We start from the raw sequence: 20,404 nt of genomic DNA, 5'->3' as shown, positions 1-20,404 counted from the left end.
GACCTCGGTTCACACTCGCATGGCCAAACTCTCCGCCGCGCAGGCGCCCAGGAAGGGCGGGCCGAAAGCGGGCATGCTCGATCCGCACATGCTGTGGACTTCGATCCCCGACGCGCTGCGCAAGCTGGATCCGCGCACGCTGTGGCGCAACCCGGTGATGTTCATCGTCGAGATCGGGGCGGTGTGGAGCACGGTGTTGGCCGTCGCCGACCCGACCTGGTTCGGCTGGATGATCGTGTTCTGGCTGTGGCTCACCGTGCTGTTCGCCAACCTGGCCGAGGCCGTTGCCGAGGGTCGCGGCAAGGCACAGGCCGACAGCCTGCGCAAGGCCAAGTCCGACACCGTCGCCCGGCGCCTCATCGGCTGGAGCCCCAACCAACCGGGCACCGAGGAGGAGGTCGCGGCCCCGCTGCTCCAGCAGGGCGACACCGTCGTGGTGGAGGCCGGCCAGGTCATACCCGGCGACGGTGACGTCGTGGAAGGCATTGCCTCGGTGGACGAGTCGGCGATCACCGGCGAATCCGCCCCCGTCATCCGCGAGTCGGGCGGCGACCGGTCCGCGGTGACCGGCGGCACCACGGTGCTGTCCGACCGCATCGTCGTCAGGATCACCCAGAAGCCCGGCGAGAGCTTCGTCGACCGGATGATCGCGCTCGTCGAGGGTGCCAACCGGCAGAAGACGCCCAACGAGATCGCGCTCAACATCCTGCTCGCCGCACTCACGGTCATCTTCGTATTCGCCGTCGCGACGCTGCAGCCGCTGGCGATCTTCTCGAAGGCCAACAACCCCGGCGTGCCGGACTCGTTGGCGCTCACCGGCGACGGCATCAGCGGCATCGTCATGGTGGCCCTGCTGGTCTGCCTGATCCCGACGACGATCGGTGCGTTGCTGTCCGCCATCGGCATCGCAGGCATGGATCGGCTGGTGCAGCGCAACGTGCTGGCCATGTCGGGCCGCGCCGTCGAAGCCGCGGGCGACGTGAACGTACTGCTGCTCGATAAGACCGGCACCATCACACTCGGCAACCGGCAGGCCGGCGAGTTCGTCCCGCTGCCCGGAGTCACACCAGCGGAACTGGCCGACGCCGCACAGCTGTCGAGCCTCGCCGACGAGACTCCCGAAGGCCGCTCCATCGTGGTGTTCGCCAAGCAGGAGTTCGGACTACGGGAGCGCGCCGCAGGCGAGCTGACCGACGCCCACTGGGTCGAGTTCACCGCGGCCACCCGGATGTCCGGTGTCGACCTCGGTGGGCACCAGCTCCGCAAGGGCGCCACCGCGTCGGTCGCCGACTGGGTGCGTGCCAACGGCGGCACCATCCCCAACGAACTCGGCGACGTGGTCGCTCGCGTCTCCAAGGCCGGCGGCACCCCGCTCGTCGTCGGCGAGCTCCGCGACGGAACAGCCCGTGCGCTCGGAGTCATCCACCTCAAGGACGTCGTCAAGGAGGGCATGCGCGAACGCTTCGACGAGATGCGCCGCATGGGTATCCGCACGGTGATGATCACCGGCGATAACCCGTTGACCGCCAAAGCGATTGCCGACGAAGCCGGGGTTGACGACTTCCTCGCCGAGGCCACTCCCGAGGACAAACTGGCGCTCATCAGGAGCGAGCAGGAGGGCGGCAAGCTCGTCGCGATGACCGGTGACGGCACCAACGACGCCCCCGCGCTCGCACAGGCCGACGTCGGCGTCGCGATGAACACCGGTACGTCGGCCGCCAAGGAGGCCGGCAACATGGTCGACCTCGACTCCGACCCGACGAAGCTCATCGAGATCGTCGAGATCGGCAAGCAGTTGTTGATCACCCGCGGGGCGCTCACCACGTTCTCCATCGCCAACGACATCGCGAAGTACTTCGCGATCATCCCGGCGCTGTTCGTGACGCTGTACCCCGGCCTGGACCTGTTGAACGTGATGCGGCTGCACAGCCCTCAGTCGGCCATCATGTCCGCGGTCATCTTCAACGCGATCGTGATCATCGCGCTCATCCCGCTGTCGCTTCGCGGCGTGCGCTACACGCCCGCGAGCGCGTCGAAGCTGTTGAGCCGCAACCTGTACGTCTACGGGCTCGGCGGCATCATCGCACCGTTCATCGGCATCAAACTCATCGACCTCGTGGTCCAGTTCCTCCCAGGGATGTCCTAATCATGAAGTACGCCAATGTCATTCGTCAGCACTGGGCCGCACTGCGCGCACTTCTGCTCCTCACCGTGATCACCGGGCTGGCCTACCCGCTGCTCGTCTGGGCGGTGGCGCAGCTGCCGGGCCTGAAGGAGAAGGCCGACGGGTCGATCGTCAGTGCCAACAGCGCGCCGGTAGGCAGCAGCCTGATCGGGCAGCTGTTCACGGACGCCGACGGCAACCCGCTGCCGCAGTACTTCCAGAGCCGGCCGTCCGCCGCCGGTGACGGCTACGACCCGATGGCCACCAGCGCGAGCAACCTGGGACCGGAGAGCATCGTGGACGCCCCCGACAAGCCCAGCCTGCTGACGCTCGTCTGCTCGCGCAGCGCGGCCGCAGCGGAGCTGAACGGCATGGACAAGGGGGCCGGCACTCGTCCGTACTGCACCGGCGGCGGTGTCGGTGCGGTGCTGGCGGTGCTGGGCCCCCGCGACAACCGCGGTCTGGTGATCGCACCGACGAAGGTCGTCAGCGTCAACGAACCGTGCGCCACCACTTCCACGCCGTTCCTGGACACCTACCAGGGGGTGCGGGTCGAGTGCGCCGAACCCGATGCCGACTACTCGACCGGCCAGTTGGTGCCCGTGCGCGGCTCGGCCCCGGCCGAGCCGGCCGTACCCGCCGACGCGGTCACGGCCAGCGGCAGCGGGCTGGACCCCGACATCTCCCCCGCCTACGCCGATCTCCAGGTCGACCGTGTCGCCAAGGCACGCGGGGTGAGCCCCGAGCAGGTCCGCGAGGTTGTCGCGGCCAACACCTCGGGCCGGGCTCTGGGCTTCATGGGCGAGCCGACGGTCAACGTGCTGGCGGTCAACGTCGCGCTGGACCGCCTCGGTGGATGATGGGTAGGTGAGCACGACCAAGCGGGGTGAGCTGCGCATCTACCTCGGCGCGGCACCCGGCGTCGGCAAGACCTACGCGATGCTCGGCGAGGCGCACCGGCGTCGCGAGCGGGGCACCGGCGTCGTCGCCGCCGTCGTCGAGACGCACGGACGCAAGCGGACCGCCGAACTGCTCGACGGTATCGAGCTGATCCCGCCGCGGTACATCGAGTACCGCGGCGGGACGTTCGCCGAACTCGACGTCCCCGCGGTCATCGCCCGCAACCCCGACGTGGTGCTGGTCGACGAACTCGCCCACACCAACACGCCCGGCAGTAAGAACCCGAAGCGCTGGCAGGACGTCGAGGAACTGCTCACGGCGGGTATCACCGTCATCTCCACCGTCAACGTGCAGCATCTCGAGAGCCTCAACGACGTCGTCACCCAGATCACCGGGATCGAACAGCAGGAGAAGGTTCCCGACGACGTCGTCCGCGCGGCCGATCAGATCGAGCTCGTCGACATCACCCCGGAGGCGTTGCGGCGCAGGCTGTCCCACGGCAACGTGTACGCCTCGGAGCGCATCGACGCGGCGCTGAGCAACTACTTCCGGCAGGGCAACCTGACCGCGCTACGCGAGCTGGCCCTGCTGTGGCTCGCCGACCAGGTCGACGCCGCGCTCGCCAAGTACCGGCACGACCACGACATCAGCGACACGTGGGAGGCCCGTGAGCGCGTCGTCGTCGCCGTGACCGGTGGCGCCGAGTCGGAAACGCTGGTGCGCCGCGCATCTCGGATCGCCTCGAAGTCGAGCGCCGAACTGATGGTGGTGCACGTCGTCCGTGGCGATGGTCTTTCGGGGGTCAGCGCCCCTCAGATGGGCAAGGTCAGGGATCTGACCGCGAGCCTCGGAGGGACGCTGCACACGGTGGTCGGCGATGACGTCGCATCGGCGCTGCTCGACTTCGCCCGTGACGTCAACGCCACCCAGTTGGTGCTCGGCACGTCGCGGCGTTCGCGGTGGGCCCGGATCCTCGACGAGGGCATCGGCGCGGCGACGGTGCAGGAGAGCGGCAAGATCGACGTGCACATGGTCACCCACGACGAGGCGAAGCGCGGCTTCACCTGGGAGTCGGTGACACCGCGTCAGCAGCACCTGATGTCGTGGCTGGCCGCGGGCGTCGTACCGTCGGCGATCTGTGCGGTCACCGTGCTGCTGCTCGACCGGTTTCTCGGGGTCGGCGGTGAGAGCGCGATCTTCTTCATCGGCGTGCTCGTCGTCGCCCTGCTCGGAGGTGTTGCGCCCGCTGCACTTTCGGCTGTGCTGTCCGGGCTGCTGCTCAACTACTTCCTGGTCGAACCGCGCTACACGTTCACCATCTCGCAGCCCGACAGCGCCGTCACCATCGTCGTCCTGCTCGCGGTCGCCGTCGCGGTCGCCGCACTGGTCGACGGCGCGGCCAAGCGGGCCCGCGAAGCGCGCCGGGCGTCGCAGGAGGCCGAACTCCTGGCACTGTTCGCCGGCTCGGTGCTGCGCGGCGCCGATCTGACCACGCTGCTGGAACGCGTCCGCGAGACGTACTCGCAGCGGGCGGTGAGCCTCGTACGCGGGAGCCCGGAGAACGGTCAGGCGGTCGTCGCCTGTGTCGGTGACAACCCGTGCGTCGACGTCGACACCGCCGACACCATTGTCGAGGTCGCGCGGGAAACGGGAGGGGCCGAGTTCTGGATGCTGATGTCCGGGAAGCGGTTGGCCGCGGGCGACCGGCGCGTGCTGAGCGCCGTAGCGAAACAGGCCGCCGGGTTGGTGCGTCAGCGCGAGCTGACGGAGGAGGCCGGCCACGCCGAGGCCATCGCCAAAGCCGACGAGCTGCGCCGGTCGCTGCTGTCGGCCGTCAGCCACGACCTGCGGACGCCGCTGGCGGCCGCCAAAGCCGCCGTGTCGAGCCTGCGCGCCGACGACGTCGGCTTCTCCCCCGAGGACACCGCGGAACTGCTCGCCACGGTCGAGGAGTCCGTCGACCAACTGACCGCCCTCGTCGGGAACCTGCTCGACTCGTCGCGGCTCACCGCTGGAGTCGTCCGGCCCGAACTGCGACGCGTCTACCTGGAGGAAGCGGTACACCGCGCCATCGTCGGGATCCGCCACACCGCCACCGGGCCCGATCGCATCAAGGTCGAGGTCGGTGACACCGCCGTGATGGCCGACGCCGGGCTGCTCGACCGGGTGCTCGTCAACGTCATCGACAACGCGGCGCGCTACGCCCCGGACGGCATCGTGCGCGTGAACGCCGGACGCGTCGGGGATCGGGTGCTGATCAACGTGGTCGACGAGGGGCCGGGTCTGCGCCGCGGGACCGAGGAGCAGCTGTTCGAACCGTTCCAGCGGCTCGGCGACCACGACAACACGTCCGGCGTCGGCCTCGGTCTGTCGGTGGCGAAGGGGTTCGTCGAGGCGATGGGCGGCACCATCTCGGCGACGGACACGCCCGGAGGTGGATTGACGGTCGTCGTGGAACTCGCTGCACCAGAATCGGTCACGACATGACACGGGTGCTGGTGATCGACGACGAGCCGCAGATCCTGCGCGCGCTGCGAATCAACCTGTCGGTCCGCGGTTACGACGTGAGCACCGCAGCAACCGGGGCCGATGCACTGAGGGCCGCGGCTGACCACAAGCCCGACGTCGTCGTGCTGGATCTCGGGCTGCCGGACATGTCGGGGATCGACGTGCTCGCCGGCCTGCGCGGCTGGCTGACGGCTCCGGTCATCGTGCTGTCGGCACGCACCGACTCGTCCGACAAGGTGGAGGCGCTCGACGCCGGTGCCGACGACTACGTCACGAAACCCTTTGGCATGGACGAGTTCCTGGCTCGGCTGCGGGCCGCGGTGCGCCGAGGCGCGGCGGCGTCGGCGACCGACGAGCCCGTCGTCGAAACCGCCTCCTTCACCGTCGACCTCGCCGCCAAGAAGGTGACGAGGAACGGCGCCGACGTGCATCTGACGCCCACCGAGTGGGGCATGCTCGAGATGCTGGTGCGCAACCGCGGCAAACTGGTCGGCCGCGACGAACTGCTCAAGGAGGTGTGGGGCCCGGCCTACGCCAAGGAGACTCACTATCTGCGGGTGTACCTCGCGCAGCTGCGGCGCAAGCTCGAGGACGATCCGAGCCACCCCAGGCACCTGCTGACCGAAGCCGGGATGGGCTACCGCTTCCAGGCGTGACCGCTCATGCCGGCGCCATCAACTGCCGCGTCATCGCCAGCACCGGGTCGTAGAGTTCGAGCACCGCGTCGGCGTCATCGGCCAGCAGCGCGTTGGTCACCATCGTCGAGACGGCCGCCACCAGAGTCCAACAGTTGAACCGGTCCTGCTCGGTCGTCGCGTCGAACACCCCCGCGACGCCGTCGACGAACTGCTGCTGCAACTCGAGTCGGTGCGCGATCGCCTCCGAGCCGGCCGCGTACACGCCGACGAGGTACAGCCGGGAGCGCCCCGGACACTCGGCGATGGACCAGAGGTAGGCCCGCAGCAGGACCGCGAACCGCTCCATCGCGGTGTCCCCGGACAGGCGGTCGAGCACCCTCGTGATCAGCGACTCCTGCCTGCGCGTGTAGCTGGCGACGAAGCAGTCCTGCTTCGATGAGAACAGCTCGTAGAACGTCTGCCGCGAGACACCCGCGGCTTTGATCACGTCGGCGACGCTGGTCTCGAGGTAGCCCTTGTCCGACATGACCTCCTCCAGCGCCGTGAAGATGCGCGTGATCTGGTGAGCACGCACTTCGTCGCGGCTCAGCTGATGCCTGCCGGGTCGGAGACGGGGAGTGGCGGTCATGGTGCGACGCCAGTCTAAGCGTCGGTGTGAGAAGTCGGATTGCCATTCATAGACATCAGTGTTTATATTGCGCGGGGGCGTGAAGGGGCCGGCTTGCGGCTCCGCCTCGGGCGGGTTCAGACGAGGGGCCTGGATCCGCCCGAGTGGGCGCTCTCTTTCGCGCTCACGAGGCCTCCTCAACGCGCCGAAATCACAGACTCCCGATTTTGGGTCAGTGCCCCGTCACGCGATCGTTCGCCTGCTGCTCGCCGGCCCGCCGGTGCGACGCTTTGAGTATCGGCGACGCGTGGTGCCGCCTCGATGAGGCCCAATTGCCTGTCATGCGTGCAGGTCTGCGGGGACGGTTCGCCGGGTGCCGAGTTGCGCTGGGAGACCGGAGAATCCGCGCAAGTTGACAAGGCCTCTCCGGCGCGGCACTTCGGTGAGGCGCAGCTCGGGAAACGCCTCGAAGAGTGCCCGCAACGCCGTCGCACCCTCGATGCGGGCAAGGGCAGCACCAAGGCATGCGTGAATACCGGATGCGAACGCCAGGTGTTCGCGCGCATTGACCCGAGTGACGTCGAAGGTGCTGGGGTCGGCGAACACCTCAGGGTCTCGGTTGGCACCCCCGAGCATCAGCCCGACCATCTCGCCGGCGGAAATGGAGTGCCCGGCGATCTCGACGTCGCAACTAGCCGTCCTGGCGGTCATCTGGACCGGGCTGTCGAGCCGCAGGATCTCCTCGACGGCGCCAGGCCACAGGCCCGGATCGTCGCGCAGCAGGGCCAGCTGGTCGGGATGTCGGAGCAGCAGCGCGATGCCGTTACCGATCAGGTTTACGGTGGTCTCGAAGCCAGCGCCGACGATGAGCGCGGCGTTCGCTGCAAGCTCACGGTCGGTCAAGGTGCCGTCGGCAGCCATTCTGCTGAAGGGGTTCTCACTCGCACCGCCATCGCGCATTCGGTCGATGTGTTCGTGAAAGTAGTCATCGGTATCCCGCAGACCATCGATGGCCTTCCGATAGGTCTTCCAGCCGATCCCGATGTCCAACAGCGGGGCGCCGCACCGGCCCCACTCCAACAACCGGTCGTGACTGCCGGCAGGCAGGTCGAGAATCTCGGCGATGATCGCGACGGGGAGCCTCATCGCGAAGTCGGCGATCAGATCGGGATTCGGCCTAACTGCGAGCCCATCGATCAGTTCGGCGGTCACCTCGGCGACCCTGGCGCCGAGCCTGTCCGTCGCACGCGGGGTGAAGCTCTGGGCGACCAACTGCCGATAGCGGGTGTGATCCGGCGGGTTCACGATCACCATCGCGGGCGGTTCGACCGGATTGGCCACGCCGGGGTCGGTCTTCCGAAGCAGCGCCCGAAGAGGCCGAGGCAGGTCCATGTCCGACGGCGCGGTGACACCGAATCTCTTGTCCCGCAGAACTTCCTTGCATACGCCGTGGTCGACGCTGGCCCAGACGAAGCGCGTGCGCATGAGTGGCCCGTGCGCCCTGATCTGTTCCATCAGCGGATAGGGGTCACCGTCTCGCCCGTGATTGGCGATCAACTTTGCCAAGGGGTCGCCCCGTCGCGCATGAACCGCCATGTAGGCCCGCGGCACCCCGTGCATTGCCGTCCACCTCGCCCACAGCCCGATGCCCATAACGACCCTTTCCCCGAGGACACTCGCTATCATGAGACTTGTGAGACAGAAAGACAATCAATGTCTCGCTTGCTTCAAGCGCCACCATACGGCGACCGAGGGCCGCGGGCAAGGAGGAATCACGTGACGTCGAGTCGAACGGCGGAGTTCGTGCGGCGACTGACCGATCCCGATCCTGCCGTGCTCGCCCAGCTCGACCACCCGGACGAGATCACCACCCGCATCCTGCGTGCGACGCTCGAGCAGGCCGAACTCGTCGGGCTGCGCCGCAGCACCATGGAGGACGTCGCCCGCCGAAGCGGTGTCGGCCGTGCGACCCTCTACCGGCGTTTTCCCACCAAGGCGGCTCTCACGGATGCCATGGTGCTGGCCGAAGTGCGCCGTTTCATGGAGGGCAGCGCGCAGGCGCACGCGCATGGCGACACCCTCGAAGACAGCCTGGTCTACGGAACGGTGTTCAGCGTGACGTTCATGCGTGAACACGCTCTGCTCACGAAGCTGCTACACACCGAGCCCGAAACCATCCTGCCCAGCCTGACCATCGACGCCGGTGCGATCCTCGACTTCGCCACCGAATACTCGGCTGCGCTGCTGCGGACCGACATCTACGGCACGACGGCCACGACGCCCGCCCAGGACCGGCAGCTACGCACCGCCGCCGAGCTCCAGGTCCGGCTAACACTGTCCTTCATCGTCACACCCCACACCAGCATCAAGCTCGAGACCCTGGACGACACACGCGAATTCGTGCGCACCTACCTCTTGCCGATGGTCGCCCCCTAGGGGGCGAGTTCGTCGGCGAACGCGATCAGCTTGGCGCGCACCAACTCCGGCCGTTCGTCGAGGATGAAGTGGCCCGACTCGACGAATTCGACCGTGTAGTCGTCGGCCTTGGCGGTTCTGGCTGAGGCCAACGAGTGGTGAATCGCGACGTCACCGACGCCGAACAACGCGCGAATGGGCATCGTCGCCCGGCGCTCCTCGGGGGTCCGTCCGTTCGCGGGCAGTTCGTTGACCAACCAGGTCCGGTAAGTGTCCCTGGCCGTTCGCGCGACGACAGGATCGCGGAAGCGGTCGGTGTACACCCGGCGATCCTCCCGGCTCACCCGATGCGCCTTCGGGCCGATGCCGAAGATCATCTTCCGCAGGTACGGCGTGCGCTGCTGTAGCGCAACGCCGGCGGCGGCCACGATCGGCTGGTAGTACAGGAAACGCCAGAAGTGCGGCGCCAGCGTGCGCGGCGTCTGCCAGGGGTGGGCCATGTTGCAGACCAGGTAGCCCTCGATGCGCTCGGGCGCGGTCAGCAGCATCCGATACCCGATGAAACCGCCCCAGTCGTGGCCGACGAGGAGGGTGCGCTCGATGCCCAGCGCGTCCAACAGCGCCAGCACGTCGTCGGCGACGTCCTGCTTGGCCCACTTGTGCGGCGGCGGTCCGGACCAGCCGTAGCCGGGTAGGTCGGGGGCGATGATCCGCAGTCCCGGCGGCGGGTCGGCCAGCAGGCTGCGGTACACCCAGTGGTGCTGCGGCCAGCCGTGCAGGCACAGCACCGGGCGGCCGTCCTCAGGACCCGCTTCGGTGACGTGGAAACGCACTCCGCGCGCTTCGACGAATGAGCGACGCACGCCGGCGATCGCCGGCGGCGCGGTCGTCGTTGACATGGCGTCAGTAATCATGCCCGAACTATACGGTACCGCCGGTATCGGCTGAAGTCACCGGCGAAGCGGCCGTGAAAGCGCGCTCGCAGCGATAGCGTTCGGGTATGTCCGGGTACCGCGAACTGTTCGACGCCTCCATCGATGATCCCGCCGCATTCTGGGCCGACGCCGCCCGTGCAGTCACGTGGACCCGTGAGCCGACCCGAATCCTCGACGACTCGAATCCTCCCTTCTACCGGTGGTTTCCGGACGGTGAGCTCAACACGTGCGCCAACGCGCTCGACAGGCACGTCGACGGCGGACGGGGCGACCAGGCCGCGTTGATCTACGACTCCCCGGTCACGGGGGCCAAGCGGACCTACACCTACCGCGAGCTGCTCGACGAGACGGCGCGTTTCGCGGGCGCGCTGCGCACCCTCGGCGTGAGCAAGGGCGACCGGGTCGTCATCTACCTGCCGATGGTGCCGGAAGCCGTCATCGCGATGCTGGCCTGCGCACGGCTTGGGGCGGTGCACTCGGTGGTCTTCGGCGGGTTCGCGGCCAACGAGCTCGCGGCCCGCATCGACGACGCCCGGCCCGCCGTCGTCGTATCCGCGTCGTGCGGGATCGAGCCGACCCGCACCGTGGCCTACAAGCCGATGCTGGACGCCGCACTCGAGATGGCGAAACACGACACCCCGGCGTGTGTGATCCTGCAGCGCGAGCAGCTTCCGTGCGACCTCGTCGACGGCCGCGACGTCGACTGGGCCGCCGCGATCGCTGGCGCCGAAGCCGTCGACCCGGTCCCGGTCGCATCGACCGACCCGCTCTACGTCCTGTACACATCCGGCACCACCGGCAAGCCCAAGGGCATCGTGCGCGACAACGGGGGGCACGCCGTCGCGCTGCTCTGGACCATGCGCCACGTCTACGACACCGATCCCGGCGACGTGTACTGGGCGGCGTCGGACGTCGGCTGGGTCGTCGGCCACTCCTACATCGTCTACGGGCCGCTGCTCCTCGGTGCGACGAGCGTGCTCTACGAGGGCAAGCCCGTCGGCACCCCGGACGCGGGGGCGTTCTGGCGCGTCGCCTCAGAGCACGGCGTCAAGGTGCTGTTCACCGCGCCGACCGCGATGCGCGCGATCAAGAAGGAGGACCCCGACGCCAAGTACCTCGCCGACTACGACCTGACCGGGCTGAAGTACCTCTTCCAGGCCGGCGAGCGACTCGACCCCGGCACGTACCACTGGGCGACGGAGAAGCTCGCGATCCCCGTCGTCGATCACTGGTGGCAGACCGAGACCGGCTGGTCGATCGCGGCGAATCCGGTAGGCGTGGAGCATCTTCCGCTGAAACCCGGCTCCGCGACGGTGCCGATGCCCGGTTACGACGTACGGATACTGCGGCCCGACGGCACCGAGGCCGACGTGGACGAGGAGGGCGCGATCTGCGTCAAGCTGCCACTGCCGCCCGGCACGCTGCCCACGCTCTGGGGTGACGACGACCGCTTCGTCGCCTCCTACCTCTCGGCGTTCGACGGCTACTACCTGTCGGGCGACGGCGGCTACCGCGACGGCGACGGCCACCTGTTCGTCATGGGCCGCACCGACGACGTCATCAACGTCGCCGGCCACCGGCTGTCGACCGGGGCCATCGAGGCCGTCCTCGCCGCCCATCCCGCGGTCGCGGAGTGTGCGGTGATCGGCGTCGCCGACGAGATCAAGGGGCAGGTGCCGCGCGGTTTCGTCGTGCTGAAGGCCGGCGCGTCCGACGAGGGTCTCGCCGATGCCCTGATCGCCTCCGTACGCGAGAACATCGGCGCCGTCGCGGCACTCAAGCGCGTCGACGTCGTCGCGGCGTTGCCGAAGACCAGATCCGGCAAGATCCTGCGCAAGACCATGCGCGGCATCGCCGACGGCCGAGCCGAAGCGCCACCGTCGACGATCGAAGACGTCTCCGTGCTCGAGGCGCTGACGCCCGTACTGCGAAGTGGTTCCCACTCACCGTGATTCGAACTATTGTGAAGTAGTCATATGTTGATAGTCGATTGAGTCAACAGAGGTGGTTCGCATGAAGTTTTCCCAGGCTCCCGTTCAGCGGGGCGGCTGTACCTGCAAGTGCAACGCGTGCGACGGCGGACACCACTGCGGTAATCCCCCGAACTGCAACGTGCGCCGCTGAGGCGGAATCGCCGCGGGCTCGCTCGCGATCAGCGAACAGTGTCGGAGTCGGTCCTCAACCAACTGGGGAACGGCAGTTCGGCGGCAGGCTCCTCACCCTTGCGGGCATCCGCCATGAAGTAGGCCAGGCTGATGCCGAATCCGACGGCAGCGGCGGCCCACGCGATGATGGCCGTCGCAGCGCTGCTCTGACCGAGTTCCACCGCGCCGATCACTCCCCCGATGATGGCTCCCACCACCAGGAGTAGTGCGCCCGTTGCGAAGATCTCCTTCAACGGATCGTCACCGTCTGCCATGGTCGCTCCCTCCGAAACCGCCTCGCCCGATGCGAGCAGACGACAGTTACCCGGACCCCTCGACGCTCAAACCGACGCGTCAGAGCAGTGACAGCGCGATGCCGTCCAGAATGTCGTGTTCGCTGACCACCAGTTCGTCGACTCCCGCGCGTTCCCCCAGCTCACGCGCCAGTTCCTCGACGACGATGGCGCCGCCGCCGATGACGTCGACCCGGCCCTCGTGCATCGGTCCGAGCACCGCCCGCTGCTGCCGCGTCATCGCGAGCAGTTCGCCACACACCTCCAGGAGTTCGGGGAACCCGACCCGCGAGAGGTGGATGGCCTCGGAGTCGTATGTCGCCATGCGCTTAGCGAGGGCGGCGAGCGTGGTGAACGTCCCCGCGACGCCCACCCACGTGCGCGCGCTCTCCACGGGCACGACGCGCAGGGCCTGGCCGAGAGCAGCCCGAACCACGGCCCTGGCCGCATCGATCTCGTCGGCCGTCGGCGGATCGGAGTGCAGACAGCGCTCGGTCAGCCGCACGCAGCCGATGTCCGCCGAGAAGCTCGCCGCGACGTCATGCTCACCCAGCACCACCTCCGTCGATCCGCCACCGAGGTCGACGACGACGAACGGCGCTGCGGCGCTGTCGAGTTCGCCGATCGCACCGTGGAACGACAACGCCGCCTCCTCGGTCCCGGTGATCACCTCGGCGATTGCTCCGGGCACCACCGCGCCGAGCACCTCCGCGGTCATCGAGAAGAACTCGTCGCGATTGCCCGCGTCGCGCGTCGCCGACGTGGCGACCATCCGCACGGTTGAGACATCGTGCACGCGAAGCAGTTCGGCGTACTCGGTCAGGGCCGCCCTGGTCCGCTCGATGGCATCCGGCGCGAAGTTCCCCGTCGCGTCGACCCCCTGCCCCAGCCGGACGATCCGCATCTCGCGATGCACATCGCGCAGACCGCCGCCCTCCGCCTGAGCGATCAGCAGGCGAATCGAGTTGGTACCGCAGTCGATCGCGGCCACTGTCCGGGTCACGGCACCCACCTCTCGGGGTCCAGAATGCCCGCCATCGCGGGTTCGACGGCCAGCATCGCCAAGGCCTCGTCACCGAAGGGGTTGACGCCCGGCCCCTTCGCCAGCGAATGAGCCATGACCACGTGCAGGCACTTGACGCGGTCCGGCATCCCGCCCCCGCTGAACGTGGTGCCGAGCGATTCGATGGCGTCCCGTTCGGCGAGGAACGACTCGTGTGCCCGGCGGTAGGCTGCGGCGAGATCCGGGTCCGCAAGCAGCCTTTCGGTCATCTCGCGCATCACACCGGCTGATTCGAGCCTGCTCGCCGCCGCGGTCAGCACGGGATGCGTCAGGTAGTACAGCGTCGGGAAGGGCGTGCCGTCAGGCAGCCGCGGCGACGTCTTCACCACTGCCGGTTCGCCGTTCGGACAGCGGTACGCGATCTCCAGGACACCCCGCGGCTCACGGCCCAGCTGCGCGGCGACGGCGTCCAGATCAGCCGGGTCAACCACCGGGAGCGGGGGGCGGTGGCGCGGGCAGGGGCGGCGCCGGGGTGGGCGACGAAACCCCGTGTGGCGCATCGGAAATGGTGTGCCACAGCGACGTGTACCACGGCTGACCGGGCGGTGGGCCGGCCGGTACGGCGCCGTCGGGGCTCGCGTCAGCGCCGACGCGGTTGGGCAGCTGCACCTGATAGGGGATCTCACCTGGCATGACGAAGCCCAGTCGCTCGCGGGCCTGCGACGCGATGTAGACGGGGTCGGCGAGCTTGACCCGCTGCTGCTCGAGATCGGCGATCTGCGCTCGCAGTTGCGCTTCGGCCTCGGCCAGTTGACGCATCTCGGCGCGCTGCGAGAAGTAGGTCCGCACCGGGCCCGCGATCGTCAACGTCAGCACGCAGACCACCGCGGCCAGGATCGCCGCGCGTCGCGCGGCCGAGCCGAAGCGCTGTTCCGACTGCTGCTCGGCGGCGTCGGCGATCGCCGACCGGATGGTGTCGATGACTCCGGCGTCGGCGGCCTCGTCGTCCGTCTCCTCGACGAGGTCCTCGTCGACGGGCTCCTGCACCGGTCGCGCCGGAGCCGCACGGATCTCCCGCCGGATCGGGGCGGCCCCGCCGGGTCGGCCCCGAACCCCGCCGCCCTTACCAGGGCGCGACGCGGGAGTGCGCCTCCTGGGGTCGGGTCGTTTGGCGTCGGGCATAGGCTTTCACGTTACGGGAGTACGTGATGAAAAGACCGAACCCTAGACCGCGAAGCGCGGGAACGCGGCGTCGCCCGCGTACCGGGCGGCGTCGCCCAGCAGTTCCTCGATGCGGAGCAACTGGTTGTACTTGGCCACGCGCTCGCTGCGGGCCGGGGCGCCGGTCTTGATCTGGCCGCTGCCCACCGCAACCGCGAGGTCGGCGATCGTGGTGTCCTCGGTCTCGCCCGAACGGTGGCTCATCATGGACTTGTAGCCGGCGCTGTGGGCGAGCGACACCGCGTCGAGGGTCTCGGTGAGCGTGCCGATCTGGTTCACCTTCACCAGCAGCGCGTTGGCGGCGCCCTTCTCGATGCCCTCCAGCAGCCGCTCGGGATTCGTGACGAACAGGTCGTCGCCGACGAGTTGGACACGGTCCCCGATGGCCGCGGTCAGCGCGACCCACCCGTCCCAGTCGTCCTCCGACAGCGGATCCTCGATGGACACCAGCTGGTAGGAGTCGATCAGATCGGCGTAGAACTCGATCATCTGCTCGGCGGTGCGGGTCTCCTTCTCGAAGGCGTAACCCGTTCCCTCCGTGTGGAACTCGGTGGCCGCCACGTCGAGGGCGAGCGCGACGTCGGTGCCGAGCTTGAGACCGGTCGCGTCGATGGCGGTGCCGATGAGGTCGAGGGCCGCCCTGGTGCCTGCGACGTCGGGGGCGAACCCGCCCTCGTCACCGAGGCCGGTAGCCAGGCCCTGCTTCTTCAGCACCGACTTCAGCGAGTGGTACACCTCGGCACCCCAGCGCAGCGACTCCTTGAACGTCGGCGCGCCGAGCGGGGCGACCATGAACTCCTGCACGTCGACACCGGTATCGGCGTGCGCGCCGCCGTTGAGGATGTTCATCATCGGCACGGGCAGGATGTGCGCGTTGGGCCCGCCGACGTAGCGGAACAGCGGCAATTCGGCGGAATCCGCGGCGGCCCTGGCGACGGCCAGCGAGACGCCGAGGATCGCGTTGGCGCCCAGCCGCGACTTGTCGGGCGTGCCGTCGAGATCCAGCAGCGCCTGGTCGACGAGCCGCTGGTCATCGGCGCTGAAGCCGATGACGGCCGGAGCGATCTCGTCGAGCACGGCGTTCACGGCCTTCTCGACGCCCTTCCCGAGGTAGCGATCGCCACCGTCGCGCAACTCCACGGCTTCGTGCTCACCGGTCGACGCCCCGGACGGCACCGCGGCGCGGGCGGCCGAACCGTCGCTCAGGGCGACCTCGACCTCGACCGTCGGATTGCCGCGGGAATCGAGGATCTCTCGGGCCGCGACCTGCTCGATGATGGCCACAGACGTCTCCTTGAAGGGTGGGCTCATTCGGACGGGCTCAGCCTAGTGGGTGTCGCCCAACCGTTCATCAGGGGCGAGCGGAGTGTTACAGCGGGCGGCCCTCGGCGTAGGCCGTCGCCCAATCGCGCACGGTGCGGGCGTACTGGTCGGACAGGTTGTAGGCGCGCAGGCCCTCCATCCAGCCGCGGGCGGTCTGCATGTCCTTGCCGCGCCAGCACAGGTAGCCCGCGGCCGACAACGCCGCGTCGTCGATGTTGTCCGGTGAGATGACGCGGTCGTTGTTGGCGTCGACGCCGTAGAGCTTCCACGTCTCGGGGATGAACTGCATGGGCCCCATGGCGCGATCGAGTTCGTCGTCGCCGTCGAGCTGGCCGCCGTCGGTGTCCTCGATGGCCAGGTTGCCCATCGAGCCGTCGAGACGCACTCCACGGATGGGCGGGACGACGTCACCCCCCGGCTCCACGTCCGACCCGCGGTACGTGCCGTGGTGGCTTTCCACCATGCCGATGCCCGCGAGCGTCGTCCACGCCAGATGACACTTGGGATTGACGACCTCGGCCACGCGGGCGGCGTACGCGTACGCCTCGAGTGCCGTCACGGGGATGCCCAGCGCCGGTGCCCGTTCCGCCGCCCACTGGTGCAGCTGGTCGGCGGGCCTGCCCTTGACCGAGATGTCGATCTGCGGCACCTGATCACCGGGCGGCGGCGGCACGCCCTCCGGAATCGGCGAGCCGGCCCGGAACGAACACGAGGACGCCATCAGCAGGGCTGTTGCGGCGATAACCACAACAGCCGTCAGCCAGCGCTTCGGTGACAACAGACTCCCTCAGATGAACGGTTCCGCATCAATAGTGCCCTGACCGTGGACCCCGGCTCCCAACGGTAAGCGAGAACGCACATCACGCGGTCGTCCCCCGAATGGTTTCTGGAAATTAGGGGTGCCTACCCTTTGCATGTCAGACGTTGTAGTGTCACGCGCGACTATTCAAAGGAGGCTGTATGAGAAGGCAACTCGCCTGGCCGGTGTCGGCTGTCGCAGTGGCTCTGGTTCTCGGCGGTTGCTCAGGCGGCGACAGCGGATCCACCGAGTCGAGCAGCAGCAGCGCGAGCGAATCCAGCTCGAGCACGTCGGCCGCGGCTGCCCCCAGCCCCGAACTGCAGAAGGCCGCCGACGAGTACAAGGCGTACGCGGTCGCGCAGGCCGACGAGTTGGTCGGCGCGGTCAAGGTACTGACCGACGCCGTCCGGGCCGGCGACGTCAAAGCCGCGCAGGCGGCGTTCGCGCCGTCCCGCCAGCCGTGGGAGCGCATCGAGCCCATCGCCGAACTGGTCGAGGACACCGACGCGAAGACCGACTCGCGCGTCGACGACTTCTCGGGCGTCGACGATCCGGCGTTCACCGGGTGGCACCGCATCGAGTACTACCTCTTCGAGAAGAACACCACCGAGGGCGCGGTGCCCTTCGCCGACCAACTCGACAAGGACATCGCCGACCTGAAGGCGGCGATTCCCGGCGTCACGGTCGAGCCGATCAACGTGGCCAACGGCGCCGCCGAGCTGATCGAAGAGGTCTCGCAGGGCAAGCTCACCGGCGAAGAGGACCGCTACTCGAAGACCGACCTGTGGGATTTCGACGCCAACCTTCAGGGGTCGCAGGTCGCGGTCGACAAGCTGTCGGCGGCGCTGTCGGCGAAGGATCCGGCGCTGCTCGGCGAGATCACGGCGGGCTTCTCCGAGCTCTTCGACACCATGCGCCCGCTGCGCCAGGGAGACGGCTGGGTGAACTACTGCATCGAGGGCAGCGAGTTCCCGTCCCCGCTGTGCCCGGCCGTGACCGTGCAGCCGCCGGTTGTCGACGCGCTCAAGTCGCAGCTGGCCGGCCTGTCCGAGAAGCTGTCGACGGTCAGCGGAGTCCTGGGCCTTAAGTGACGGAAGGGCAACCACGCCAAGGTCTCTCGCGTCGAGGCTTCGTCGCGGGAGCCCTGGGTGCGGGGGCCGGGGCGGCTGTCGGCGTCGGCGCCACCCTGGCGCTCACCGACTCCGGACGACACTCGGGAAAACCGTCCTCGCGAGGGGGCGGTTTCACCCCGTTCGAGGGACCGCATCAGGCCGGTATCACCACCCTGCCGATCCCCGAGCAGGGCCTGATCGCGTCGTTCAACCTGCAGACGCGGGACCGGGCCGGACTGCAGCGGGTGCTGGAGAACCTGACCGACGAGATCCGCGGACTGATGTCGGGCACGCCGCCGGAGGTGCGCAACCCCGAGTTCCCGCCCGTCGACTCGGGCATCCTGGGCTCGCATCCGCCTGCGGACGGCCTCTCGATCCTCGTCGGCCTGGGTGCGTCGGTGTTCGACAACCGCTTCGGACTCGTCGACCTCAAGCCGAGGGAACTGGTCACGATGCCGTTCCTCGCCAACGACCGACTGGACCCGAAGCTGTCCCACGGTGACATCTCGATCGTCTTCGAAGCCGGGCACAACGACACCGTGCAGTTCGCGCTTCGGCAGATCATGCGTCGCACCCGCAGCGACCTCACCCTCAAGTGGATGATCGACGGTTACGCCCGCGGAATCGGGGCGGGCCAGACGTCGGAGGCGTCGACACCCCGAAACCTGTTGGGCTTCAAGGACGGAACAGCCAACCTCGATGTCGAGGATCCCGGCGTCATGGATCGGCACGTCTGGGTGCAGCCCGGCTCGGGCGAGCCCGAGTGGACGGCGGGCGGGTCGTATCAGGCCGTGCGGATCATCCGGATGTTCGTCGAGTTCTGGGACCGCACGCAGCTCATCGAGCAGGAGAACCTGATCGGTCGCGAGAAGATCAGCGGCGCTCCGATGGGGATGAGCGACGAGTTCGACGACCCCGATTACGCGAGAGACCCGGACGGCACGCGCATCAAGCTCGACGCGCACATCCGACTGGCCAATCCGCGAACCCCGGAGACCGAGGAGAACCTGATCCTGCGCCGCGGGTTCAACTACTCACGCGGCTTCGACCGCGCGGGCCGTCTCGATCAGGGTCTGGCGTTCATCGCCTACCAGCGCAGCCTCAACAAGGGGTTCCTCGCGGTGCAGGAGCGCCTCACGGGCGAGCCGCTGGAGGAGTACATCCTGCCGGTCGGCGGCGGATTCTTCTTCGTGCTGCCCGGTGTGCAGGGCGCCGACCGGTACCTGGGCGACGGCCTGTTCGGCTGAGGGCTCGCGGCGGCGACCACCCTAGAGCAGAAATCGACCCTCGCCTCGCCCACTTCTGCGTGAGGGCTGCGATCCAGCGAAAAGCACAGCCCTAGTGCAGAATTCGATGCCCAGCGCGGCGAGTTCCGCATGGGGGCTGTCGTCGCCGCCGCCGATCACGACTCTCACGCAGAACTCGCGAAACGAGGTCGCCAGCCGCGCTGCTGGAATGCCGAGTCCACGCGATGCAGGATGTATGCGCGACTGTGTTCTTTCACGACCTTGATATCCAGCCAGCCCTGTCCGGCGACCAACTGCGAACGGCCGATATCGTGAACGTACTGGTCGCGATCCTCTGAATGGTGCTCCCCCTCGTAGTCGAGACCGACTTTGATCTCGTCGTAGCCCATGTCGAGGAACACCGAGGTGGCACCATCGGTGACGCGGATCTGCGAGCGCGGCCGCGGGTATCCCGCGTCGATCAGCAGGAGCCGCAGGGACGTTTCGCGCGGAGACTGGGCGCCGCCGTCCATGAGATCGAGTGCAACACGTGCCGCGCGGATCCCGCGTGCACCGCGATACCTCGCCAGCAGCGGAAGCACCTCGTTGATCGTCACGCCGGTCGCGGCGGCGAGCGCGTCCAATGCGGCTACGGCCTCGTCGCGGGGAAGGTGACGCGCGAGATCCAAGGCCGTGCGCGGGATCGACGTGACCGGTAGCCCGCCGATCTGCATGATCTCGTCGGCAGCCAGGCGCTCTTCGCGGACGATGACGCCTTCACGCGGACGAGTGTGGTCGGCGATGATCTCGATCGGCGTGCCGGCGTCAACCCAGTTCGCACCGTGCAGGGCGGATGCGGCCCGCCCGGCCACGACGCCGCGCCGACCGGTTCGCAGCCAGGCTGCGACGGCGTCGACGAGGATCGTCTGCTCAGCACCTTTGGCGAGGTAGACGCCAGGATGCAGCGACTCGTAGTTCCAGCGCAACCGCGCTCGGGTGAGAATTCCGTCGCGGATCGCCTCCGCGCCGATGAAGGGCATGTCCATGGCCGCGATGGTGGCGCCGCCATCCGACGAATCGCTGCTCCCGAAGCATTTTCCGCACTACGGCTGTGGA

18 protein-coding genes are annotated in these 20,404 nt (G+C 68.3%); 8 read left to right on the top strand and 10 right to left on the bottom strand.

The window, feature by feature from the left end; all coding sequences use genetic code 11:
* Positions 1-19 precede the first annotated feature (19 nt).
* The 4 genes from kdpB to NM203_RS07080 are packed head-to-tail and all read left to right on the top strand — an operon-like array spanning position 20 to position 6,228.
* A complete protein-coding gene (gene kdpB, locus NM203_RS07095) occupies positions 20-2,146 on the top strand; it encodes a potassium-transporting ATPase subunit KdpB (RefSeq protein ID WP_303624304.1) in 2,127 nt (708 codons plus the stop codon).
* Between the two features lie 2 nt (positions 2,147-2,148).
* Entirely contained in the window at positions 2,149-3,024 is an 876-nt protein-coding gene (locus NM203_RS07090) for a potassium-transporting ATPase subunit C (RefSeq protein ID WP_255059062.1), read from the top strand.
* A 7-nt stretch (positions 3,025-3,031) separates the two neighbouring features.
* Positions 3,032-5,551 (top strand): DUF4118 domain-containing protein, encoded by a 2,520-nt coding sequence (locus NM203_RS07085; RefSeq protein WP_255059061.1) that lies wholly within the window; start codon positions 3,032-3,034, stop codon positions 5,549-5,551.
* Positions 5,548-6,228 carry a response regulator gene (locus NM203_RS07080; protein WP_255059060.1) on the top strand — a complete coding sequence of 227 codons (681 nt, stop codon included), beginning with the start codon at positions 5,548-5,550 and terminating at the stop codon, positions 6,226-6,228. Before NM203_RS07085 ends, NM203_RS07080 begins: the two co-directional genes overlap by 4 nt.
* A gap of 4 nt (positions 6,229-6,232) precedes the next feature.
* Here NM203_RS07080 and NM203_RS07075 read toward each other — a convergent pair whose 3' ends face one another.
* Both NM203_RS07075 and NM203_RS07070 read right to left on the bottom strand, forming a co-directional pair.
* Positions 6,233-6,838 (bottom strand): TetR/AcrR family transcriptional regulator, encoded by a 606-nt coding sequence (locus NM203_RS07075; protein ID WP_255059058.1) that lies wholly within the window; start codon positions 6,836-6,838, stop codon positions 6,233-6,235.
* Positions 6,839-7,156: 318 nt separating this feature from the next.
* Entirely contained in the window at positions 7,157-8,470 is a 1,314-nt protein-coding gene (locus tag NM203_RS07070; protein WP_255059057.1) for a cytochrome P450, read from the bottom strand.
* A 123-nt stretch (positions 8,471-8,593) separates the two neighbouring features.
* Between NM203_RS07070 and NM203_RS07065 the strand changes: the two genes are divergently transcribed.
* Entirely contained in the window at positions 8,594-9,253 is a 660-nt protein-coding gene (locus NM203_RS07065) for a TetR/AcrR family transcriptional regulator (protein ID WP_255059055.1), read from the top strand.
* Here NM203_RS07065 and NM203_RS07060 read toward each other — a convergent pair.
* Positions 9,250-10,146, bottom strand: coding sequence for an alpha/beta fold hydrolase (locus NM203_RS07060; protein ID WP_255059053.1), 897 nt, complete (start codon positions 10,144-10,146; stop codon positions 9,250-9,252). The genes NM203_RS07065 and NM203_RS07060 overlap by 4 nt on opposite strands.
* Before the next feature lie 86 nt (positions 10,147-10,232).
* Here NM203_RS07060 and NM203_RS07055 point away from each other — a divergent pair, with 86 nt between their 5' ends.
* Positions 10,233-12,119, top strand: a complete 1,887-nt coding sequence (locus NM203_RS07055) for an acetate--CoA ligase (RefSeq protein ID WP_255059052.1) — start codon at positions 10,233-10,235, stop codon at positions 12,117-12,119.
* Positions 12,120-12,319: 200 nt separating this feature from the next.
* Here NM203_RS07055 and NM203_RS07050 read toward each other — a convergent pair whose 3' ends face one another.
* From NM203_RS07050 to NM203_RS07025, 6 genes are all read right to left on the bottom strand, one after another.
* Positions 12,320-12,586, bottom strand: coding sequence for a hypothetical protein (locus NM203_RS07050; protein ID WP_255059051.1), 267 nt, complete (start codon positions 12,584-12,586; stop codon positions 12,320-12,322).
* Positions 12,587-12,665: 79 nt separating this feature from the next.
* Positions 12,666-13,607: a Ppx/GppA phosphatase family protein gene (locus NM203_RS07045; RefSeq protein ID WP_255059050.1), complete on the bottom strand. Its 942-nt coding sequence runs from the start codon at positions 13,605-13,607 to the stop codon at positions 12,666-12,668.
* Positions 13,604-14,098: a DUF501 domain-containing protein gene (locus NM203_RS07040; protein WP_255059048.1), complete on the bottom strand. Its 495-nt coding sequence runs from the start codon at positions 14,096-14,098 to the stop codon at positions 13,604-13,606. Before NM203_RS07040 ends, NM203_RS07045 begins: the two co-directional genes overlap by 4 nt.
* Complete coding sequence (locus NM203_RS07035) at positions 14,091-14,789, bottom strand: septum formation initiator family protein (protein ID WP_255059047.1); 699 nt, start codon at positions 14,787-14,789, stop codon at positions 14,091-14,093. The genes NM203_RS07040 and NM203_RS07035 overlap by 8 nt, the downstream gene beginning before the upstream one ends.
* Before the next feature lie 42 nt (positions 14,790-14,831).
* Positions 14,832-16,112: a phosphopyruvate hydratase gene (eno, locus tag NM203_RS07030; RefSeq protein ID WP_255059046.1), complete on the bottom strand. Its 1,281-nt coding sequence runs from the start codon at positions 16,110-16,112 to the stop codon at positions 14,832-14,834.
* An 85-nt stretch (positions 16,113-16,197) separates the two neighbouring features.
* Positions 16,198-16,929: a lytic transglycosylase domain-containing protein gene (locus NM203_RS07025; RefSeq protein ID WP_255059045.1), complete on the bottom strand. Its 732-nt coding sequence runs from the start codon at positions 16,927-16,929 to the stop codon at positions 16,198-16,200.
* A 182-nt stretch (positions 16,930-17,111) separates the two neighbouring features.
* Here NM203_RS07025 and NM203_RS07020 point away from each other — a divergent pair, with 182 nt between their 5' ends.
* On the top strand, positions 17,112-18,041 hold the full coding sequence (locus tag NM203_RS07020; protein ID WP_255059044.1) for an EfeM/EfeO family lipoprotein: 930 nt from the start codon (positions 17,112-17,114) through the stop codon (positions 18,039-18,041).
* Positions 18,038-19,309 (top strand): Dyp-type peroxidase, encoded by a 1,272-nt coding sequence (locus tag NM203_RS07015; protein WP_255059043.1) that lies wholly within the window; start codon positions 18,038-18,040, stop codon positions 19,307-19,309. Before NM203_RS07020 ends, NM203_RS07015 begins: the two co-directional genes overlap by 4 nt.
* Positions 19,310-19,473: 164 nt before the next feature.
* Here the strand turns inward: NM203_RS07015 and NM203_RS07010 are convergent, their stop codons facing one another.
* Positions 19,474-20,334: a type IV toxin-antitoxin system AbiEi family antitoxin gene (locus tag NM203_RS07010; RefSeq protein WP_255059041.1), complete on the bottom strand. Its 861-nt coding sequence runs from the start codon at positions 20,332-20,334 to the stop codon at positions 19,474-19,476.
* Positions 20,335-20,404: the final 70 nt, after the last annotated feature.

It is taken from the genome of Mycolicibacterium arenosum, from assembly GCF_024320865.1.
Taxonomy (GTDB): Bacteria; Actinomycetota; Actinomycetes; order Mycobacteriales; family Mycobacteriaceae; genus Mycobacterium; species Mycobacterium arenosum.
Note: the sequence above shows the minus strand (reverse complement) of the source record. Positions and strands in the feature narration are given on the sequence as shown.